Genomic DNA, 20,017 nt, shown 5'->3' with positions numbered 1-20,017 from the left:
AATTTATTAAAATTTTAGTTCAACTAGTTGATAAAAACTGTCATTATATGTCAAAGTAAAGTCTACTACAACGTGTCAAACAAACTAGCTTCTACTAATAGTTTGAAATGTTTCAATTAATACCTTTTTATTTGTGTGAGGAGCAAAAATGATAAAAGTTCGTTATATCTGCTTAACTGTTGCAACTGCGGCAATAATTACATTGAGTTCCTGTAGCAGTACACCAACCACAGAAAATCCATCAGCACCAGTTGCTAGTACCCCAGCTACAGAGGCAGTAAGTAATAACAGTCATAGTGGTCACGGTAGCAAAGAAAAAATTAACATTAACACTGCTATTTTGTCACAATTAGATAAGTTTGAAGCCAAACTAGGTGTTCCAGCTTTATCTAACAAAATCCAGGCAGGTCGTCCTTATGGCAGCCCAGAAGATTTAGTTACTAAAAAAGTAATTACTCAAGAACAATTTGACCAAATTAAAGACCAGGTTGGTGTTCAAGAAGTGGCACTCACTGGAGAGGCAAAAGATGTTGACTACATGAGCAAATTGGGCTTAATGAAGGGGCATCTTTTGGTAGCACAAGAACTGCTAGATCAGAATCAGCCAAAACAAGCAGAACCTCATATTGGACATCCTGTTGAGGAAATTTATGTTGATGTAGAAGACCAATTAAATGAGCGCAAAGTCAAAGAATTTAAGACAACATTAGTGAGTTTGCAAGATTTAGTAAAATCTAGTCCGAAGGATAGCAAAGTTAAAACTAATTTTACTTCTTCAGTGCAAGCTGTTGACGGAGCGATCGCAGCTTTGCCAGAAGCTCAACGCTCAAAACCAGGATTTGTGCTACAGGTAATTAACGAACTGCTAGATTCAGCTAACTCCGAATATGGCGCTGCGATCGCAAATGGTAAAATAACCGCGCCCATCGAGTATCAAGACTCCCGTGGTTTTGTCGTTTACGCCAATGATTTATACAAAGGAATTTCTAGTCAAGTAGCCCAAGCAGATCCCGAAGCGCACAAAGCGATCGATTCTAGTTTCGCGGAACTAATAAAAGTTTGGCCTAGCGCCATCCCACCAGCTAAAGCAGTCAAAACCCCTAGTGATGTCACCAAGCTGGTGAAAACCATTGAGGAAAACTCTCAAAAAGTAGTTGACAAATCCAATACCCAAGCACAGCGATAACACTTTGTTTTAATGGAAAGCTGATGCGAAGGAGTTTAAAATGATGAAATCGTTAAGAGTTAGGGGTTATGAATTAAGAGTCCTGAGTTAAGAATCCCGATTTGCTAACTCTTGACTTCCAACTCCTCACTCCTAACTCCTAACTTCTACCTAATTACACTCCATTCGTTACTTGAACTAAGAACTGATGCAAGAACTTGACTATAAAAAGACTATCGACTTGCTAAACGCCATCATGGAATTTGAACTAGCAGGAGTAGTGCGTTATACACATTATTCTTTGATGGTGACTGGCCCTAACCGTATTCCAATTGTCGCTTTTTTCAAAGCACAGGCAAGCGAGTCTTTACTTCATGCTGAACAAGTAGGAGAAATTCTTACCGGTTTAGATGGGCATCCCTCCCTGAAAATTGCCCCAATGGAAGAAACTTACCAGCATAAAGTCAAGGATATCTTGGAAGAAAGCTTATCCCATGAAAAAAAGGCATTGGATTTGTATAAAAATCTGCTCGAAACTGTCACCAATGCTAGTATTTATCTTGAAGAATTCGCTCGCGGCATGATTGGGCAAGAAGAGATGCATAATCTCGAACTGAAAAAGATGCTACGCGATTTTAGCTAATAGTCATTAGTCATTGGTCATTAGTCATTGGTCATTGGTCATTAGTTAAAAACAAATTCAAATGACAAAGGCCAACTGACTAATGACAAAAGACAAAAGACAAAGGAAAAAAGATGGATTTTAGTACTGCTCTACCTACTTTTGTAATAACGCTCCGAGAAGGAGTAGAAGCGGCCCTTGTTGTTGGTATCGTGCTAGCTTTGCTAAAAAAAGCTAAACAATCCCGACTCAACTCTTGGGTATATGCTGGTATCGGCGTTGGCATTGTTGTCAGTGCTTTTATAGGTGTGCTATTCAGTTGGGTAATTCAAATATTGGGAGCAGCGAATCCTCAATACACCTCGGTAGTTGAGCCAGCCTTGGAAGGTGTATTTAGCGTATTAGCGATCGCAATGCTGAGTTGGATGCTAATCTGGATGACTAAACAAGCCAGATTCATGAAAGCTACGGTTGAAGGAGCAGTAACACAAGCGCTGACACAAAACTCAAATGCTGGCTGGGGTGTTTTTACTTTAATTTTAATTGCCGTTGTCCGTGAAGGCTTTGAAACTGTTCTGTTTGTTGCTGCTAATTTTCAACAGGGATTAATGCCAGCATTGGGTGCTATTGCTGGTTTAGTAGCAGCAACAGCCATTGGAGTGCTGCTATTTAAATGGGGTGTCAAAATTAACATCCGCCAGTTTTTCCAGGTAATGGGCGTTTTCTTAGTGTTGATTGTGGCTGGGTTGGTAGTTTCAAGCTTGAAACACTTTGACGAAGCTGTGGCTAACCTTGCCCTTAGCAGTCGTTCCACAGAAAGCTTTTGTTTCTATTACGAACGTTTTACAAAAGTCCACTCCTGTATTTTGGGGCCAATGGTTTCAAATACTTCCACAATCTTGCCTGACGAACAGTTTCCGGGCATTATTCTCAAATCTTTATTTGGTTACAGAGATAATCTCTATCTTGTACAAGCAGTGGGATATGTGACGTTCTTACTCACCATTGGAGGACTGTATTTCCGCAGCCTTGGAGGTGCTTCTCCTGAAGGTAAAAAAAATATCCCCTTTGATCAAAAACCGATTAGTTCTGCAAAAGATTAAAAGCACAAACAACTAGAACCCCGATTTATTAAACGCGATGTGCAACTTATCTTTAGAACCCCACTTCCATTCCTCTCCCCCACAGGGAGAGAGGCTTTGATTCTTGCTCCCCTCCCCTTCCCTTGTAGGGAAGGGGTTGGGGGTTAGGTCTGAGAGAAAGAGAGAAAGTTGCACACGGTGTTATTAAATAAGTCGGGGTTCTGAAGCCTTACAATTTTCATAAATTAAATTAAGATTACTAATTATATTTAATTCAACTAAGTGCCCTGTGGTGCAAACAACACTTGCTTAAGCTGCTGACAAGCCTTTTCAATTGCATCTATACTACCCGGATTCACCAAACCAAAATAGTCAAACACATAAACTCGGTTATTTTTAGTTGCTTGTAGTTGCTGCCAAAAAGCTTCCTTCTTCAGCGAATCTAAAAGTACTGCTTCTGAATTCCCTTGTGGGGGATTAACCAAAATTATCACCTCTGGATTTGCTTCTAAAACTTTCTCAGCAGAAAGCGTCACATAACCACCAATTGGACTTTTTCCTTGTAAATCTGCTGCTATATTTTTCGCCTGAAATTTTGCCAACAAATCCCCTGCCCAACTATTTTTATTCGGCGCTAAAATTGGTTGACGACTAACCAGCGCTAAAGTAGAAAAACCCTGAGTTGGCTTTTCTGGCAAGAAATTTTTATAACGATTTAACAAAGGTTGAGGATCGGCATCAATTTTTTTAGCAAGAATTTTAGTAAGTTCTTCTAGAGATTCCCAGTTATTCACCTTAGTAAGAAAGGTATTAATTCCTAGCTGTTGAAGTTTTTGAATTGGGATGTTAGAAAAACCTTCTGCACCAATAACTAAATCTGGTTTGAGTGCTACTATTTTCTCTAAATTGGGCGGGCTTTGTCCTTCACTAACACGGGGAATATCTTTGAATTTTGAGTCATTCTTAAATAATTTACTACCAGTGATTCCGACAATTTTGCTTGAATTAAGTCGAGAGATGATATCCGCAGAAAGAGAAGAAAGAGCAACAACTCTTTTTACCGATCCTGTTGGTAGTTGTTGAGAATTTGCGTTGATTGTCTCAGTAGGGTTTGTGACTTTTATTTGTGACTGCTGAGTGGTTGCAGTCGTGCAAGCAGCTAAAACTATACTCATCAAAAGTGCTAAAGCAGATAAGAGCCAACGACGATGCATATTAAAATTCCTTCTAGGGTAAGAATTGTATAAGAAGCATACTCAGCAACACATTCAAAAATCGTTAATGTAGCTTTTAGCAATATAGCTATAAAGTAGCAAACTAGATCAACGAAGCCAGAGATTGAAAAGATGTGGCTAATGACAAGAGCTAAAAGTCAACCTATTCTTGTTTCAAAAAAACTACTGGCTTTGGCAGAATTTCACTAACTAAGGTAGAGGCGCAATCTACCCAATAGTAGACTAAACTTGCTTTGTATTCAGATGTTTTATACTTCCTTATATGCGTTTATGTCTTTATAAAAAAATGCGGCAACACAAATAGGGCTTAGGCAGTCTTGAAAAAATAGGTTTTAAACCCTTGCTGCTTACTTATATAATTCGATACACGTTACCTGCAATTATCTAAATTGGGGTCGATGATTATTGTGTCCATCTACTGGTAGATATGTCTAACCATTCTTTAAGCGTTGCAAGATCAACATTATTTTGGCGGCGTATATTTGCTGTTCTTTTCACTACTAGTTCGTTGCTCCCTAACTTTGGAACCGAACCAGCAAGCGCACAAGTAACCCAATATTGTCAGTTATCATCGCCGGCGGCGAAAGAAAAAGAAAACTTACGTTTATCAGCTCTTAAAGGCAATCAAGATGCCCAAACCCGCTACCAAAACTTAATCAAAAAACAAGCACAGGAATTACAGCAGTGCCGCACTCGCACTTGGCCACAAATCCAAGCTGTCTGGTTACGCTTGTATCCCTGTGACATTCAGCCAGGAATAATCGACCAGATTATGGATCGGATTGTCAACCGTGGCTATAACCAGGTTTATTTGGAAGTATTTTACGACGGACAGGTATTATTGCCAGCAAAAGCTAACCCGACGGCTTGGCCTTCTATAATTCGCACTCCAGGGACAGAAAACATCGATATACTCGCCACAGCAATTCAAAAAGGTCGGCAACGTGGTTTGAAAGTCTACGCCTGGATGTTTACTAACAATTTCGGCTATACTTACGCCCAGCGACGAGATAGAGAAAGTGCGATCGCTCGTAATGGCAAAGGTCAAACAAGCCTATATGTTGTAGATAATGGCTCTCAAGTATTTATCGACCCCTACAACTCGCAAGCAAAAAGCGACTACTACCAATTAGTAAAAGAAGTTTTGCGCCGTCGTCCAGATGGCTTGCTATTAGACTACGTGCGCTATCCGCGCCAAGCAGGAAGTGATTCCATCGCCACCAAAGTTTCAGATTTATGGCTATTTAGTCCCGCAATCCAAGAAGCTTTATTTAAACGGGCACTGAATTACAAAGGACTAGACTTAATTCGCCGCTATTTGAGCAAAGGGTATGTCACCGCCGGAGATATCGCCGAAATTGATAAACTTTATCCCCAGGAAGGGGAACCTCTCTGGCAAGGACGCATTCCCCCAGCAGCGCAAAAATCAATTCTGTCTGCAACCGACAGACAACCACTTTTGCAATGGGAATTGTGGCAGCTAGCAGTTGCTCACGCCATGCAAGGAATTCTAGATTTTGTCAATATAGCCAGTTACCCAGCAAAGCAGCAAGGAGTTTCCACGGGAGTAGTGTTTTTCCCTGATGGCAACCAAACTGTAGGACAAGGGTATGATTCTCGCTTACAACCTTGGGATCGTTTCCCCACCACATTAGAGTGGCATCCCATGTCTTATGGAAATTGCGGTAATGTCAGTTGTATTGTGGCGCAAGTGCAACGGGTTTTGAGTATGACAAAACCAGGTACTAAAGTGATTCCAGCTTTAGCCGGCAAATGGGGAGAATCGATTAGTAATCGTCCATCTCTAGAAGTGCAAATGCAGGCACTCCGCAAATTTTCCCCTCAACTGAAGGGAGTTAGCCATTTTGCCTATTCTTGGCAATATCCTGAAAATGATAACGATCGCAAATTTTGTCGCATTCGTTAAATAGCAAAGGGTCAATTTCGCCAATCACCTAATTGTGTCGTCAGGAAATAGCGCACATGATCTACAAATGATGGGCCCCAATTGTGGGTTCCATGTCCCATCCCAGGAACAACATAACAGTCACCATCAGCAAAGCGCCTAGCGCAAGCACGAGCATCTTTAATGTTCACAATGCGATCGCTAGCGCCCACTAAAAAACGAACCCGACGCGGAGGCTTTACTCGCTCAATATAAGTCATGGGGTTGCACGCCTGAGCATACTCATCAGGGTATTTCAGATTTTTAGCTAATTGTAAAAGCTTAACTACAGGTTTTAGATTCGGTTGGACTCGATCCAGTACTGCTTCTGCGACTCCACCCAAGGGTGAAGCTGCTAAATCTGGCAAAATCAAGTAACCCCAACTTTTGGCAAAAGACTGGAGATCGGCATGACCGATCGCACCCAATAACCGTTCCCCAGTACCATCAGCAGTAAAGGCATAAGCAGCTTGCAAAACTCCCATACTGACACCGAATAATGCCAATCGATTACTGAGTCCATAGCGATCGCCACAAAAGTCACGAACTCTGGCAATATCAGCCGCAGTTGTGCGAAATAAGCACAAAAGCAACTCAGTATCAAATGAGATACCCCTGTCAATTAAAGGCTTAATCTCATGGTCTGCGATCGCTGTGAAGGTACGCACTAAGCTGCGCTCACCAGCCAAGGGTGTATCGAACAAAGCTACAGCTATACCCATTTGTGTCAGCGTCGATACGATGAATCCGTTCCAGCTATAGGGGGCGGTCATTCCTTGCAAACCAATCACCAAAGGCGTATCTTGTGCAGATCGATTATGTGGTAGAAAAACAGCAACCGGAAAGCCGCTTAATCGTTCATCAATATCAGCTACCCCAGTATAAGAAAAAGGCTCGTGAAACCAATAGCGATGACCATTTACACCGTCAAAATTAATCGCATCGGGCCCGTAGATAGGCATAGTGGATGATATAAAAGCGAACTAATCGTTAAAGACTAGCATTTTTTCTGAAGAAAGAATTCAGGAGTCAGAAGCCAGAATTCAGAATAAGTAAGTAGGTTCTTCCTTCTCTTCCTTTGCATCCTTTGCGTCCTTTGCGGTTCGTTAAAAAAATTCTGTATTCTTCTTTAATTAACTTAAAGCCAAATCCTCTGGTGTATTACAGTTAAACAGCATTTCGGGTTCTGATAAAGGCAAAACTTCCACAGGATATTGCCGCAGCCATTCCTGAAACGATCGCCCCCCTTGATTGATAAACTCTAAAAGTTGTGGCAAACAACGACGGCGATAAAAACCACACAGAGGTTCCCAGCCTTTGGGATGATGAGCTAAAGCTGCGATCGCATTATCCCCCACGCTATCAAGTCTAGTTATCCATTCTTGCAACACCTCAACCCGCAACCTCGGTAAATCGCAAGCTAGCAACAAAACCCATTCTGTCTGCACTTGGGCTAATCCTTGAGCAAAACCCACTAAAGGCCCGTGAGATATAGATTCTCCACATAAAGGTAATTCTCGGATAAATTGGCAACTAGGCAAAAGCAAGTCTTGATAGCGTTCTGGCCAGGGAGTGATTATATAAACAGTATCGCTACAGCTTTGAGCAATGCTACAAACTCGCTGTAACAACGGTACTCCTTCAATGGGAATCAAGGCTTTATCTTGACCCATGCGAGAACTTTTGCCACCTGCTAAAACTATGGCATTTAATTTGCTACATGAGTTAATAGTCATTCGTCAAAAAAATAGAGAGTAAAAAACGAGTCAAACTAAATTAACTCCTGACGCTGAAAGTAGAATAAATTTATCTTCTACTTAAACCCCATCATGGCTATCCAAGAACTCGAACAACAACTCCTTCAGCTTTCCCCCAACGATAAACTTTACATCATCCAACTCCTTGCCCAAAGCCTGACCACACACAACAACACCCACCCAGATCAACCAAGCAAACTTTCAGAGTTTTTCCGTCAATCACCCCTGGCTGAACTCACCGAAGAACTCGACTTTAGTCGAGATCGCAGCCTCCCCCGTGATGCCTTCACCCCATGACTTATCTCCTTGATACCTGCTTGATTTCCGAACTTGTTGCCAAACAACCAAATCAACAAGTTTTAGATTGGCTAGATACCCAAGTGCCAGAAACACTTTACCTCAGCGTCATTACAATTGGCGAAATCGCTAAAGGCATCAGCAAAATTACTGCATCTAAGCGCAAAGAATCTCTAACAACTTGGCTGAATGAAACTTTACCCAATCGCTTTCAACAAAGAATCTTGAGTATAGATGTCTCAACAATGGTGTTGTGGGGAAATTTAGTCGGGAAACTAGAACAGAATGGGCGAACTCTACCTGTCATGGATTCTCTTATTGCAGCAATCGCAATTCATAACTCTTTATCACTTGTGACTCGTAACGAAAAAGATTTTACTGGGACAGGGGTTGTAATTCTTAATCCTTGGTCTATTTAGGCTCATCACTATACTGGATCAGTAATATTCTAGTTCGGAGAAATATAACTATTTCACGCCCTCACCTGACTTTTCTCTACTTGCTGCAATAAATGCTCTACATTTTCTGCTGGTGCAAGACACTTCAAACCTTGGCAAACTAACCCAACGCTTCCCTCTGGTAAATCAGATGTTATTGCAAACACAGATGCTGGTAAAAACTTGGGGATCAGCGAGTTTATTTGCTCTGTGGTGCTGCGAATCAAGGTAGAATTACGATACCAATCCAAGGCTGTAAATAAGCTGGGACAAGCTTGGGGAGAGCGATGCATTACACTCTTAAAAGCTTTCAAACCAAGTTCGGCTAAATCTAAATAATCTAGATTATCGGTGAGTAAAGCGAGACGGACAAGATTAGCGATCGCAATTCCATTGGCTGATGGTGTAGCATTATCTACGTAACTGCGTTCTCTGACAATTAAATCTTGACTAGAATCGCTTGATGTGTTATAGTGACCCCCTAATTCTACGCTCCAGAGAAATTCGTTAAATTCATCTTGGATAGCGATCGCATTTTCTAACCATTGCTTATGCTCAGGGTTGCAAGCTTGTAAATCTAGCAGAGCTTTAATAAACAAAGCGTAATCTTCAGATTGAGCTAAAACGGTTGGTTCGCCTTGATAGTTGAGTCGCTGAAAACGCCCATCTACAAACTGATTTTCCAAGATAAAATTCGCCGCTCGTGCTGCTAATTCCAAATATGATGGTTGTTGGAAAACGCCAGCAGCCTTAGCTAGCCCAGAAATCATCAAACTATTCCAGGCGACAATCATCTTTGTATCTGTCACCGAGGGAATGCGACCTGGCCAATTAGTGGTTTTTGCTTCTTGGTTGTTACGAGCCGGGGGAAAAGTTTCTAGCGACTCAGAACTAACGCCATAGCGAACAATAAACAGCTTACTCAGTGAGGTTTCTAGCGTTGCACTCAGTTTGCCAGAATTCCTTCTTTGTAAAACATTACGTCCTTCAAAGTTGCCGTTAGGGGTGAAAGTAAATTGTTGTTGTAATTCCGTTAATTCTTCAGGCGTTAACAGTTCTTTAACTTCGCTGTAACTCCAAACATAAAAAGCTCCTTCTTCTGGTTCTACCGCCGTGGCTTGGGTGAAGCTGTCGGCATCTTGAGACGCATAGAAGTAACCTTCCGGTGCGGTCATTTCCCGCTTCAGCCATTGTACAGTACCAGCAACTGCTGTCTCAAACGCTGGTTCTTGGACTCCTGCACTCCATAAATTTCCTAGATACTCCACAATCTGTCCATTGTCGTAGAGCATCTTTTCAAAATGCGGTACTGTCCAAGTTGGGTCAACAGTATAGCGATGAAAACCACCACCTACATGGTCATAAATGCCTCCCAGCGCTAAGTCTATTCCTCGCTGGGTACAAACTTGCTTGCCATCATAACGAGATTCAAAATTAAATCGAGTTCCCCGCAATGCTAATTCTGTATAGGGAATCATCGGAAAGCTATTACCAGATTGACCAGGAGTAATTACACCTGTGCTGGTTTCCCAACCTTGGCGGAGTAATTCGCGGTCTTCAAGCTCAGTTGTTGTACTGTCCTGCAATACCGCAGACGTGAGCAGAGACTCAATAATTAAGGCTTTGCGTTTCTGTAATTCTGCTTTTTCGGTGTCGTAATAACGGCGAAGGGCTTGCAACACCTGCAAAAATCCCGGACGACCATAGCGCGGGTCTACAGGGAAATAAGTACCAGCATAAAACGGTACTAAATCTTCTGGGGAAAGAAAAATATTCAAAGGCCAACCCCCTTGACCGCTCATCATCTGCAAAGCCTGCATATAGATGCTATCGAGGTCAGGTCTTTCTTCCCTGTCTACTTTGATGGGAAGATAATTGGCATTCATGTAGTCAGCGATCGCACTATCAGAAAAAGCTTCGCCTTCCATCACAGTACACCAGTGGCAACTAGAGTAGCCAATGGAGAGAAAAATCGGTTTATTTTGCGCCCTTGCAGTTGCAAGCGCTTCGTCACACCAAGGCCACCAATCAATGGGGTTTTCGGCGTGTTTGCGGAGATAGAGGCTCTTAGCTTCAGCAAGGCGATTAGTCATGATCAAATGCAAATAGTTGCCTTCTTTGCTCAGTCTACCCTGTTCCCAAGAGTGTTAACCTAGACAGCTATGTATATGCAAGATAATCCTACAAGCGACTTACGCCTTGGTTAGGAGTAGTACACATCATTGATATCGCCGACACCTGTGTAATTTGTGAACTATTTTTACTGAAAAGATCGCAATAGCAAGCTGACAATATTTGGTGGTGTTTCTGGCACAGGTGATGCTGTCTTTGACTGAATTAAAGTATTTGGGCTAAGTCCTGCTATCAGGTGGAGCAAGAAGGTGATGATGGCGGCTTGTATAAGTTTTTCCAGCATGGCACGTCTCTCTCTGAGGGGGATAGCATTTCAATTAGGACTGGTTATTCTGAATACACCTCGTACTATCGATTTACCGAATCTAACAAAAATAACTTGATAATTGCTGAGGGAAATCCTAAAAAAATGTTTAAAATGTTACAGAAATTTAACACAAGTCCCTAAGCAAGTTGGATTTCGGTTATCGGTTTAATGACTACATCGCCAAAGTTATCTAACAAAGGTCGAGATTATGAAATTGGCGATAATTAGAGTTTTTTGATTTGTTCTTCCCTACATGGGATATTCTCTTAGACAGCTTTTGCGGCTAAAAAGTGCCCTTAGAGGTTGAAAAAGAGGCAAGGGAGCAGGGAGCAGGGGGCAAAGGGCAGGGAGCAAGGGAAAATGTTGAAGCAGGCAACAGAAGCAATTCATTTATAGGATTCGACCCCGGATGAATTGAAACCACTGAAGTTTCGTACCCTGCGGGAAGTTGACGCAACAGTGTTCTTGTCTTAAAACCTTTCCCTGGTTGGGACAGAAAACAGATAGCGCAGTGTAAAGCCTGCGGCATAGCAACTCTTAGAGACGCTACGCGTAGCTCGCTTCTCCGTAGGAGTACACTTAGAGCGAGTCTGCGAGCGTCGGGCAGTTTTCCTCTTGCCTCCTAACTTGAAAATCAAAATTTAAGTTATCTGCTTGAGAACAGTAGAGATAAACCCCAGTTTCGTGCTGTCACCGATAAAATGTATTTAAAGTAGCCACAAACACGCTTCCATGATTCCTATCGTTATTGAACAATCGGGTCGAGGTGAACGCGCCTTTGACATCTACTCACGGCTGTTACGTGAGCGCATCATCTTTTTGGGACAACAAGTTGACAACAACATTGCTAACTTGATTGTTGCCCAACTGCTGTATTTGGATGCTGAAGACCCGGAGAAGGACATTTATATGTACATCAATTCTCCCGGTGGTTCGGTGACGGCTGGTATGGGCATTTTTGACACTATGAAACATATTCGCCCTGATGTCTGTACAATTTGTACCGGATTGGCGGCGAGTATGGGCGCTTTCCTCCTCAGCGCGGGTGCTAAGGGTAAGCGGATGAGTTTACCCCATTCTCGGATTATGATTCATCAACCTCTTGGTGGCGCTCAAGGACAGGCGACTGATATTGAAATTCAGGCGCGGGAAATTTTGTACCATAAGAAGCGGCTAAATGACTATTTAGCTGAACATACAGGTCAACCAATTGAGCGCATTGCTGAAGATACTGAACGTGACTTCTTCATGTCACCAGAGGAAGCTAGGGAATACGGTTTGATTGACCAAGTGATTGACCGTCACGCTGCTGGTAGCCGTCCAGCTGTTGCTGCTGTGAATTAATAGTCACGATTGGTAAATGATGATTTACCACCTTTAATTCCCTTAAACCTACAAAAATAACCCCTCTTCAGTTACGAAGAGGGGTTATTTGAGTTCAAAGCTTGATTTAGAAGTGGCAAATCAAAATCCTGCGCTTGGGTCTGGCTGAAATTGCAGGTATTTGAGAAATCCGTGTAATTCTTCTTCAGTTAGCAAAGTACGTCCCCGTTTACCGTAGGTTTTAATCAGATGCTCCCGTCCCTGTTCTGGTGTCCAGTTTAAACGCTGAAGTTCGACATCTGTTTTTGCAATTACATCCGACAAATCCACAGGTTCAGCTTTCTTTTTTCTCTTTCCTGTTCCTGTCAGAGTGACTACATCCTCTTTCATCCAACATAATTGTTCGATTTCAGCATTAATTTCCCCCTGCTGTTGTGTCCAACATAACTGTTCGGTGTCAACATCAATTTTGGCGGTCACAACTTCATCTAACGGTTGAGATTCAAGATATTGAAGGAATTCTAGTAATTCTACTTCTGTGAGTAAAGTACGCGATCGCTTACCATAAGTTTTTTTGAGATGCTCTCGTCCCTGGTCTATTGTCCAGCCTAATCGCTGCATCTCAACATCTGTTTGAGCAATTACTTTAGCAAAATTTACAGGTTCCATAACTTCGTCACTGTTTTAACAGCCTGCATCATTTGTCATTTGTGATTGTTAAGGACAAATGACAAATGACTAATGACAAATGACAAATTAAAATCCCGCTATTGGGTCAGGCTGTGATTGGAGGTATTTGAGGAATCCGTGTAATTCTTCTTCAGTTAGCAAAGTACGCCCCCGTTTACCATAGGTTTTAATCAGATGCTCCCGTCCCTGTTCTGGTGTCCAGTTTAAACGCTGAAGTTCGACATCTGTTTTTGCAATCACATCCGATAAATCCACGGGTTCAGCTTTCTTCTTTCTCTTTCCTGTCACTGACGGGGTAAGGACATCCTCTTGAGGGCTGTAACTCCGAGGTGTAAATGGTGTGACATTATTAGCAGAAATTGCTGGAAAGGTTTGGTTTTCTGGCTCGTTACTAAACGTTATTTCCAAGTTTTCAACTGGAGGATCAAATTCTAGCTCCTGGTTGCTAGTCACAGGAAAGTTTTGACTTAAATCTTGGCTATAGTTATCGCTTGGTAAAGGCGCAGCACTACTGTATTCGTACTGTTCGTTAGTAGTTGTTACTACTTCTGGTTTGATGTTGCGGACTTTGGAAGGCGGTATAGATATTTCTTTATCGCTAACCTCTGGCCATTGACTACTTACAAAATCCCCAGCTTTCGTAGAAGAATAAGTAGATTCACTCAATCCACCTTTGGTATTCAAGGAGGGATTTAGCTGCGCTGGAGAAATTGAATTTGAGCTAAATTCCACTGATTGTGGTGGCGCATTTGTAATACCCAAAACTATCAACGCCCTAGTTCTGGCCTGGTCTTCTGCTGCTTCTACTGTTTCTGCTGCTGCCATACCCGTCGCACGGGTTACGCCTTCAACTTGCACACTTGCCCGGACAATATATTTTCCTTGAAAAATTTGCACTAATTCAGAAATCAGACTGCCCTTGGGATACAAGCTCTGGAATTGAGCCAACATAATACTACTACCAATCTAAATCTTTTGGGGACTTGGGATTGGAGACTGGGATAGGGGAAAGAATTATTTTAATCCTCATCCCTAATACCCAATCCCCAGTCCCTTTTAATACTTTGTCTAGTGTCCCAATTGTAGCAGTAGCTGTTTTTTGACGAAATTTTTGGCTAGTGCTAACTTATCTGGGTAGTCTTGCCTGCAATGCTATACTGATTACCCAACTAGATATCTAGAACTATTTTCTGGAAGTGCGCTCTAAATCTACAATAATGGAGATAAGGTTCGCCCTCACTGCTTATTAAGCTGCTCACCTAATTGTTACCGATTCTACATGTGGGAAAATTGGGTTCACCGGCAGTTCCTCCTAGTTAAAAATCAGATTCTAATGGCGTAAAATTACCTTCACTCTAGACAATCAAACACCTGTAGTTTCCACGCCACTTGCTCCACTTGGGGTTCGGCAGTTCCCCAGATGCTCGTACCTCGCTAAGGCTGCGCTAAGACGGGGGCTGCCTCACCGCAGTGGCTCCCCTGCATAGCGCTTTTGAGCAGTATGGATTCTATAAACCCAACTTCTCAAAAACCCGTCGCGTAATTCACTAGCGGGGCTAAATTGTAAAATCAGGCGTGCAATCTTAAGTTTGGTTAGGTGAAGTGACTTGAACGCAGGCGAATTCTGAGAGCATCGTGCAGTGAGAAGTTCGTAGATGCCCAGAGTTGTCCGTGGGTAGGCTTCCTTTGCTCGGAACTGCCGGAGTAGTTTCCCACTCTTACTGGGTTGGGTTTCCTTTCCTTAGAACTTAGGAAGCCTTGCCTCTGGGCAATTCGTTTCCAGCTTGTTTCTGTAAGCCGTGAGGGTATACAGGAATGAACCAGATTAAACAAAAAATGATGTTTTGACCAAAGGTCGGTTCACTGCATGGAATTTTCAATCGCTACACTCCTTGCCAATTTCACCGATGATAAATTGGTAGCTCGGAAGGTTTTAGAAAAGAAACTTGGCTGTGAAGATGAAAAAAGTTTACAAAAACTTCACATTGCTTTAGATGTTCTTGAAAAAATCGGTATTTTGGTCAAAGAACGGGGCAAATACCGTCGTGTTTCAGAAGAAGGAATAATCGAGGCAAAACTCCGTTGTTCTAGTAAGGGCTTTTGCTTTGCTATTCAAGATGTGGAAGGAGCCGAAGATATTTACATCCGCGAAAGTCATTTGAGTAATGCTTGGAATGGCGATCGCGTTTTGGTTAGAGTTCTCAAAGAAGGCAGCCGCCGTCGCTCTCCTGAAGGGGAAGTGAAGCTGATTCTAGAACGTTCCAACCACACGTTACTGGCACGAATTAAGCAGGTGGAAACTGGTTTTAGGGCTGTGCCTTTGGATGATCGATTGCTGTTTGAACTCAAGATCCAACCTAACGAGGTAAAGTTGGAAGAAGCGATCGACCACCTTGTTCATGTGGAAGTTTTGCGTTACCCGTTGGCACAATATCCTCCCCTTGGTCGAGTGGTGCAAATCCTCGGTAGCGATGCCGAAGCTGCTGCTGATATAGATTTAGTTACGTGCAAACACGACCTTTCCCGGACTTTTCCGGATCATGTTCTCGAAGCAGCCGCCAAGTTACCCAAAAAGCTACTCAAAGCAGACCTAAAAAATCGCTTGGATTTGCGTAATTTGTTTACTCTCACCATTGAAGGGGTAAATGGTGACACCAAAGTTATAGAAAACGCTTTTAGTTTAGAAAAAAACTTAGCCGGAAATTGGCTTTTGGGCGTTCATATCACTGATGTTTCTCACTATGTCCAACCTGATGAAGCCCTAGATAGAGAAGCACTCAAACGCGGGAAATCAGTGTATCTGGGAGAATTAGTACTGCCAATTTTGCCCCCAGTTGTGGCAGAACGCTGTTCTTTAATACCTGGGAGCGATCGCTTAACTATCTCTTTTTTAATTACCATTGATCCCCAATCTGGAGAAGTGTTGGAGTGGGAAATTCAACCCAGCGTCATCAACGTAGAGACTGCACTGACTACAGAACAAGCTCAAGCAATTCTTACAGGTGAATCTCAAGTTCAATCCCCACAGGTCGTCCAAATACTGCAAGACCTCCAAGCCTTACAAACAGGCGTGAAACAGGTACGGTTGAATCGTGGTAGCCTCCAGTTGAATCTACCGCCCAGCCAAAACGCCTACTATGACGAGGGGATTCTCGGTGCTGTGGTGGTGAATGATTTACCAGTGCGATCGCTACTCACGGAGTTGGTACTGTTAGTTAATCAACTGTTCGCAACTCACTTAAATGCTCTTGGTGTTCCGGCTATCTGGCGAGTCCAAGGTACTCCTGATGTTGAAGATGTCCAGGAAATGCTGAAATTGGCAGTCAATTTAGGCGTTGACCTCACACTAGATCCAGAAGTCGATATCCAACCCTTAGATTACCAACATTTGACTACAGCTTTTGCTGAATCTCCCTCTGAGCAAGTTCTTACTTACTTATTACAAGATACACTTAAGCCTTCTGCGTACAGCACCACCAAAGGATCTCACTTTGGTCTGGCACTACCGCAATATGTCCACTTTAGCGCTCCCTTGCGGCGTTTCCCAGATTTGCTGATGCAAAGAGTGTATTACGCGCTACTTGAAAACGGACGCGATCGCCGCAATACCCGTGTCAGAGAACGCGTTAACCTGCGCCACTCCTCCAGCCACGAGGAAATTAACTGGAACGTTTTACCCCCAGAATTGCAACAAGAACTCCAAAGCGATTTAACTAGGGTAATTGTCCAAATCAACGACCGAGAAAAAGAAGTCCAAGAAGCTGAAGCTGATTTAGCCGGACTGCAAAAAGCCCAACTGATGAAGCAACGCATCGGCCAGGTATTTCAAGGCGTGATTACCGGCGTTCAATCCTACGGTTTCTTTGTGGAAATTGAAGTACCAGCAGCCGAGGTAGAATCCAGCAGTAATCCTGGTGTGCCTTTGCGGGTAGAGGGATTGGTACACGTCAGTTCTCTCAAAGACGATTGGTATGAATATCGCGCTAGACAACAGGCACTGTTTGGTCGCAAAAATCGCGCTTCTTATCGATTAGGCGATCGCGTCGCCGTCCAAGTTAAGAGTGTCGATTACTACCGTCAACAAATTGATTTGGTAACTGTTGGCAGCGATGGCCTAGCTAAAGGGCTAACTGGTAATGGTTCCAATGAGGAGCTTTCAGACCTGTATTTACCAAATGATATAGAGCCTGATGACCTAGATCCTTACTCTGAAGACGAGTAAAATCCACCAAACTTCACGTGTCAAATAACACCAAACCTCTCATTTTAGGCGTATCGGGCGCATCTGGTCTGATTTACGCTGTTCGCGCGATCAAATTTTTGCTAGAAGCGGATTATAGTATTGAATTGGTTGCCTCTAAATCTACTTACATGGTTTGGCAGTCAGAACAGGAAATTCGGATGCCACCAGAACCAATTCAACAAGAACAATTTTGGCGGGAGCAAGCTGGAGTTGCCCTTTCGGGTAAACTCCGTTGCCATCCTTGGGGTGATGTTGGAGCCGGGATTGCCAGTGGTTCCTTTGCCACTCTGGGGATGATAATTATTCCATGCAGCATGAGTACAGTAGCAAAGCTAGCGGTTGGCTTGAGTTCTGATTTACTAGAACGGGCAGCAGATGTCCAACTCAAAGAAGGGCGAAAACTGGTTATTGTCCCTCGTGAAACGCCTTTTAGCCTCATCCACCTGCGTAACTTAACCTCTTTAGCTGAAGTTGGAGTGAGAATTGTCCCCGCTATTCCTGCCTGGTACCATAATCCCCAAACCATCGAAGATTTAGTTGATTTTGTAGTTGCCCGTGCTTTAGATCAACTAGATATTGACTGCATCCCAATTCAAAGGTGGGAAGGTCGTCGCTAACGCCCCTAGTGGACTCATCGGAAATTTCACAATAGTCCTAAAAGGGTAATGATAGAGATGGCTGATAGTGTCAGTAGTCAGTGAACAGTAATTAGTGAAGAGTAATCAGACTGATAACTGACCACTGACCACTGACAACTAACCACTGACAATTGACAATTGACAAAATTGCTATGGCTGTAATTCGCTTAATTCTATTGGTGGCGGTACTGGGAGGACTAACGCTGTTGTTAGTTCAAAATTGGTCGCCTGTCCTATCGCTAGTATTTTTGGGCGTGCGAACTCAACCATTACCACTAGCGATATGGATTTTGTTCAGTACTACCACAGGTGCTTTCACATCTTTATTGATTGCTACCTTGTTTAACTTATCCAATTATTTTGGGGCAGGACAACGCCAAACTCCTGACCGCCGAAGCACAACTTCGCCTCGTGCAAAGGCAACCCCAAGAGAAGAATCTACATCTCGTGCCACTCCTCCACCACCAGCTAGTAAAAAAGAAGAGCCTACTAGTGATGAATTTGATGATTGGGAGACAAATGGCAGTAGAGATGATGATTGGAACTTTGATGAAAAGTCCGAGGAAGCGCCTACACCTAATCCTCAAGCTCAACCTGCTAGAGACTCGAAAATCTACGAACGTCAATCAGAAGCCAAAAGCAGTTCTCAGTCTGGTTCAGTTTACTCCTACAGCTACCGTGAGCCAAAAAATACGGCTGTGGGAAAAACTGAATCCGTTTATGATGCCGATTACCGAGTAATCATCCCTCCTTATCAGCCACCCACAACTAATCAAGCGGATGACGATGATTGGGAATTTTTTGATGATGATGAGGATTTTGAGGATGATGATAAACGCCCCCGTCGGTAAGACATAGTAGGCTAAGTCTCTACTTGATGCCACACCTCTCTCTAGACTCCTGCTTGACCTTACCAGTCATGGCAGCTTCTTGCAAAGCCATGAAAGCATTTAAATCTTCCAAGTCATACGGAGTAGTCAACAGTTGTCGTAGTTGATTTTCAGCTTCCACTGTCAAATAGCCAGTTGCTAAAGCTTTTTGTACAACGTCACGAATTCGATTCATAGTTGACGCCTCATTCATCCTATATTTATTCATTCAGGCTTATTGGGGTGAAATATGCAGTAGTTTTTGTGTCGAAACTTCTTCCTTTACAAAGCTTTTTTGGGCGATCGCAGAATACTAGTCATTATTTACACCTTTTTCAGAAACATTTAATTGGGCAGGACTTGTTATAACTAGATTTTTAGACTAACCATACCGTGCTATTAGAAACACAGTATTCTGTATACTTAAAATTATGCACCAGAGTGAAAATTCGGATTATTTAGATAGACAGAAATTGTTTGGATAAAGTTTCAAACAAGCTATGTTAATTTTTTCATTAAGGAAAGCGATCTATATACGGCAATTACCAGGTTACATCAGGAAAATTACTACATTTTTGAGAAATTTATCGTTGATTCTTGATGGTAAATTCACTGAAAAATTGTTAATCTATTGCGAAGTTACTTTCAATACATTAATTAAGTAGACTTTAGAGTAAAGAGAAGTGGTTATAAAAGAACATTTAAAGAATTAAGGATTAAAAACTAACATAGTAGAATCCCTTTAGGGATTAAAACGGGTTTTCAAATCATTAAAGTTAAAGTAAAAAGTGTTACTAATTGCAAGTGATAAAAATATATATTAGGGATTAAAGCAAAACCCTACTGCTTTCAGGAAGCTGTAGATAAAGGATTGCAATTGATTAGAATCACTATTAGGGAGCCTCTCTTTCCTATACTCTGCTAATGAATGGCTGATTAGGGGCTGCTCCCAATACGGTTCTGTTAAAGGGGAAAGGCGAAAGGGAAAAGGTTTTGAATAAATCCTTACCCTTTACCCTTTACCCAGACCACAAGGAAAGTGAAAAATGCTTATCCGAACCGTATTGGGTCTGCTCCAGTCGGGTATTGATACTATTTCTTTGTGAGACTGCGCCAAAATTTCTTTATTTATATCCTTTGGCAGTTGCTCATGGGAAAGACGCTCCGCGTTGGCAAAGCCTCTCTCTTTGGGAGAAGACCGCGCAGGATTTTATAAATGGGGTAAAAAGTGAGGATCTATGATTCAAGAGCAATGGACTATAGTTAATTTGGGT

At 42.5% G+C, this 20,017-nt stretch carries 17 protein-coding genes and 1 pseudogene; 10 read left to right on the top strand and 8 right to left on the bottom strand.

Annotated elements, in window-relative coordinates; translation table 11 throughout:
• Positions 1 to 148: 148 nt before the first annotated feature.
• The 3 genes from ACFFRD_RS12530 to ACFFRD_RS12520 all read left to right on the top strand — a co-directional run bounded on the left by ACFFRD_RS12530 (position 149) and on the right by ACFFRD_RS12520 (position 2,890).
• Entirely contained in the window at positions 149 to 1,186 is a 1,038-nt protein-coding gene (locus ACFFRD_RS12530) for a helix-hairpin-helix domain-containing protein (RefSeq protein WP_392481797.1), read from the top strand.
• A 187-nt stretch (positions 1,187 to 1,373) separates the two neighbouring features.
• The gene (locus ACFFRD_RS12525; RefSeq protein WP_012412436.1) at positions 1,374 to 1,808 is read left to right on the top strand and encodes a bacterioferritin; all 435 of its coding nucleotides are present in this window, start codon (positions 1,374 to 1,376) and stop codon (positions 1,806 to 1,808) included.
• Positions 1,809 to 1,921: 113 nt separating this feature from the next.
• The gene (locus ACFFRD_RS12520; protein ID WP_392481796.1) at positions 1,922 to 2,890 is read left to right on the top strand and encodes an FTR1 family protein; all 969 of its coding nucleotides are present in this window, start codon (positions 1,922 to 1,924) and stop codon (positions 2,888 to 2,890) included.
• Between the two features lie 257 nt (positions 2,891 to 3,147).
• On the opposite strand, the gene ACFFRD_RS12515 is transcribed toward ACFFRD_RS12520, so the two are convergent.
• On the bottom strand, positions 3,148 to 4,083 hold the full coding sequence (locus ACFFRD_RS12515; protein WP_392481795.1) for an ABC transporter substrate-binding protein: 936 nt from the start codon (positions 4,081 to 4,083) through the stop codon (positions 3,148 to 3,150).
• A gap of 448 nt (positions 4,084 to 4,531) precedes the next feature.
• Here ACFFRD_RS12515 and ACFFRD_RS12510 point away from each other — a divergent pair, with 448 nt between their 5' ends.
• On the top strand, positions 4,532 to 6,031 hold the full coding sequence (locus ACFFRD_RS12510; protein ID WP_392481794.1) for a family 10 glycosylhydrolase: 1,500 nt from the start codon (positions 4,532 to 4,534) through the stop codon (positions 6,029 to 6,031).
• Positions 6,032 to 6,042: 11 nt separating this feature from the next.
• On the opposite strand, the gene ACFFRD_RS12505 is transcribed toward ACFFRD_RS12510, so the two are convergent.
• Together ACFFRD_RS12505 and ACFFRD_RS12500 are read right to left on the bottom strand one after the other, a co-directional pair.
• Complete coding sequence (locus tag ACFFRD_RS12505; RefSeq protein WP_392481793.1) at positions 6,043 to 7,011, bottom strand: alpha/beta fold hydrolase; 969 nt, start codon at positions 7,009 to 7,011, stop codon at positions 6,043 to 6,045.
• Between the two features lie 171 nt (positions 7,012 to 7,182).
• Positions 7,183 to 7,785: a molybdenum cofactor guanylyltransferase gene (locus ACFFRD_RS12500; RefSeq protein WP_392481792.1), complete on the bottom strand. Its 603-nt coding sequence runs from the start codon at positions 7,783 to 7,785 to the stop codon at positions 7,183 to 7,185.
• A gap of 93 nt (positions 7,786 to 7,878) precedes the next feature.
• Between ACFFRD_RS12500 and ACFFRD_RS12495 the strand changes: the two genes are divergently transcribed.
• Together ACFFRD_RS12495 and ACFFRD_RS12490 are read left to right on the top strand one after the other, a co-directional pair.
• A complete protein-coding gene (locus ACFFRD_RS12495; protein ID WP_392481791.1) occupies positions 7,879 to 8,103 on the top strand; it encodes a hypothetical protein in 225 nt (74 codons plus the stop codon).
• Positions 8,100 to 8,522, top strand: a complete 423-nt coding sequence (locus ACFFRD_RS12490) for a type II toxin-antitoxin system VapC family toxin (RefSeq protein ID WP_392481790.1) — start codon at positions 8,100 to 8,102, stop codon at positions 8,520 to 8,522. The genes ACFFRD_RS12495 and ACFFRD_RS12490 overlap by 4 nt, the downstream gene beginning before the upstream one ends.
• A 53-nt stretch (positions 8,523 to 8,575) precedes the next feature.
• On the opposite strand, the gene ACFFRD_RS12485 is transcribed toward ACFFRD_RS12490, so the two are convergent.
• Entirely contained in the window at positions 8,576 to 10,633 is a 2,058-nt protein-coding gene (locus ACFFRD_RS12485; RefSeq protein ID WP_392481789.1) for a thioredoxin domain-containing protein, read from the bottom strand.
• Between the two features lie 167 nt (positions 10,634 to 10,800).
• Positions 10,801 to 10,956 (bottom strand): hypothetical protein, encoded by a 156-nt coding sequence (locus ACFFRD_RS12480; RefSeq protein WP_167755982.1) that lies wholly within the window; start codon positions 10,954 to 10,956, stop codon positions 10,801 to 10,803.
• Between the two features lie 756 nt (positions 10,957 to 11,712).
• Between ACFFRD_RS12480 and clpP the strand changes: the two genes are divergently transcribed.
• Positions 11,713 to 12,324 (top strand): ATP-dependent Clp endopeptidase proteolytic subunit ClpP, encoded by a 612-nt coding sequence (gene clpP / locus ACFFRD_RS12475; RefSeq protein ID WP_114084336.1) that lies wholly within the window; start codon positions 11,713 to 11,715, stop codon positions 12,322 to 12,324.
• Between the two features lie 120 nt (positions 12,325 to 12,444).
• On the opposite strand, the pseudogene ACFFRD_RS12470 reads toward clpP, so the two are convergent.
• Together ACFFRD_RS12470 and ACFFRD_RS12465 are read right to left on the bottom strand one after the other, a co-directional pair.
• A pseudogene (locus tag ACFFRD_RS12470) lies at positions 12,445 to 12,669 on the bottom strand (hypothetical protein); the annotation flags it as partial.
• Between the two features lie 390 nt (positions 12,670 to 13,059).
• The gene (locus ACFFRD_RS12465) at positions 13,060 to 13,944 is read right to left on the bottom strand and encodes a hypothetical protein (protein WP_392481788.1); all 885 of its coding nucleotides are present in this window, start codon (positions 13,942 to 13,944) and stop codon (positions 13,060 to 13,062) included.
• 916 nt (positions 13,945 to 14,860) lie between these two features.
• Between ACFFRD_RS12465 and ACFFRD_RS12460 the strand changes: the two genes are divergently transcribed.
• The 3 genes from ACFFRD_RS12460 to ACFFRD_RS12450 all read left to right on the top strand — a co-directional run bounded on the left by ACFFRD_RS12460 (position 14,861) and on the right by ACFFRD_RS12450 (position 18,725).
• Complete coding sequence (locus tag ACFFRD_RS12460; protein ID WP_392481787.1) at positions 14,861 to 17,215, top strand: ribonuclease R family protein; 2,355 nt, start codon at positions 14,861 to 14,863, stop codon at positions 17,213 to 17,215.
• Positions 17,216 to 17,232: 17 nt separating this feature from the next.
• On the top strand, positions 17,233 to 17,853 hold the full coding sequence (locus ACFFRD_RS12455) for a flavin prenyltransferase UbiX (protein WP_163927497.1): 621 nt from the start codon (positions 17,233 to 17,235) through the stop codon (positions 17,851 to 17,853).
• Between the two features lie 173 nt (positions 17,854 to 18,026).
• Positions 18,027 to 18,725, top strand: coding sequence for a LapA family protein (locus tag ACFFRD_RS12450; protein WP_179075495.1), 699 nt, complete (start codon positions 18,027 to 18,029; stop codon positions 18,723 to 18,725).
• 19 nt (positions 18,726 to 18,744) lie between these two features.
• Here the strand turns inward: ACFFRD_RS12450 and ACFFRD_RS12445 are convergent, their stop codons facing one another.
• Positions 18,745 to 18,939, bottom strand: a complete 195-nt coding sequence (locus tag ACFFRD_RS12445; RefSeq protein ID WP_114084331.1) for a hypothetical protein — start codon at positions 18,937 to 18,939, stop codon at positions 18,745 to 18,747.
• Positions 18,940 to 20,017 lie beyond the last annotated feature (1,078 nt).

The sequence above is a fragment of the Nostoc sp. C110 genome (assembly GCF_043099725.1).
GTDB classification, from domain to species: domain Bacteria; phylum Cyanobacteriota; class Cyanobacteriia; order Cyanobacteriales; family Nostocaceae; genus Nostoc; species Nostoc muscorum_A.
Note: the sequence above shows the minus strand (reverse complement) of the source record. Positions and strands in the feature narration are given on the sequence as shown.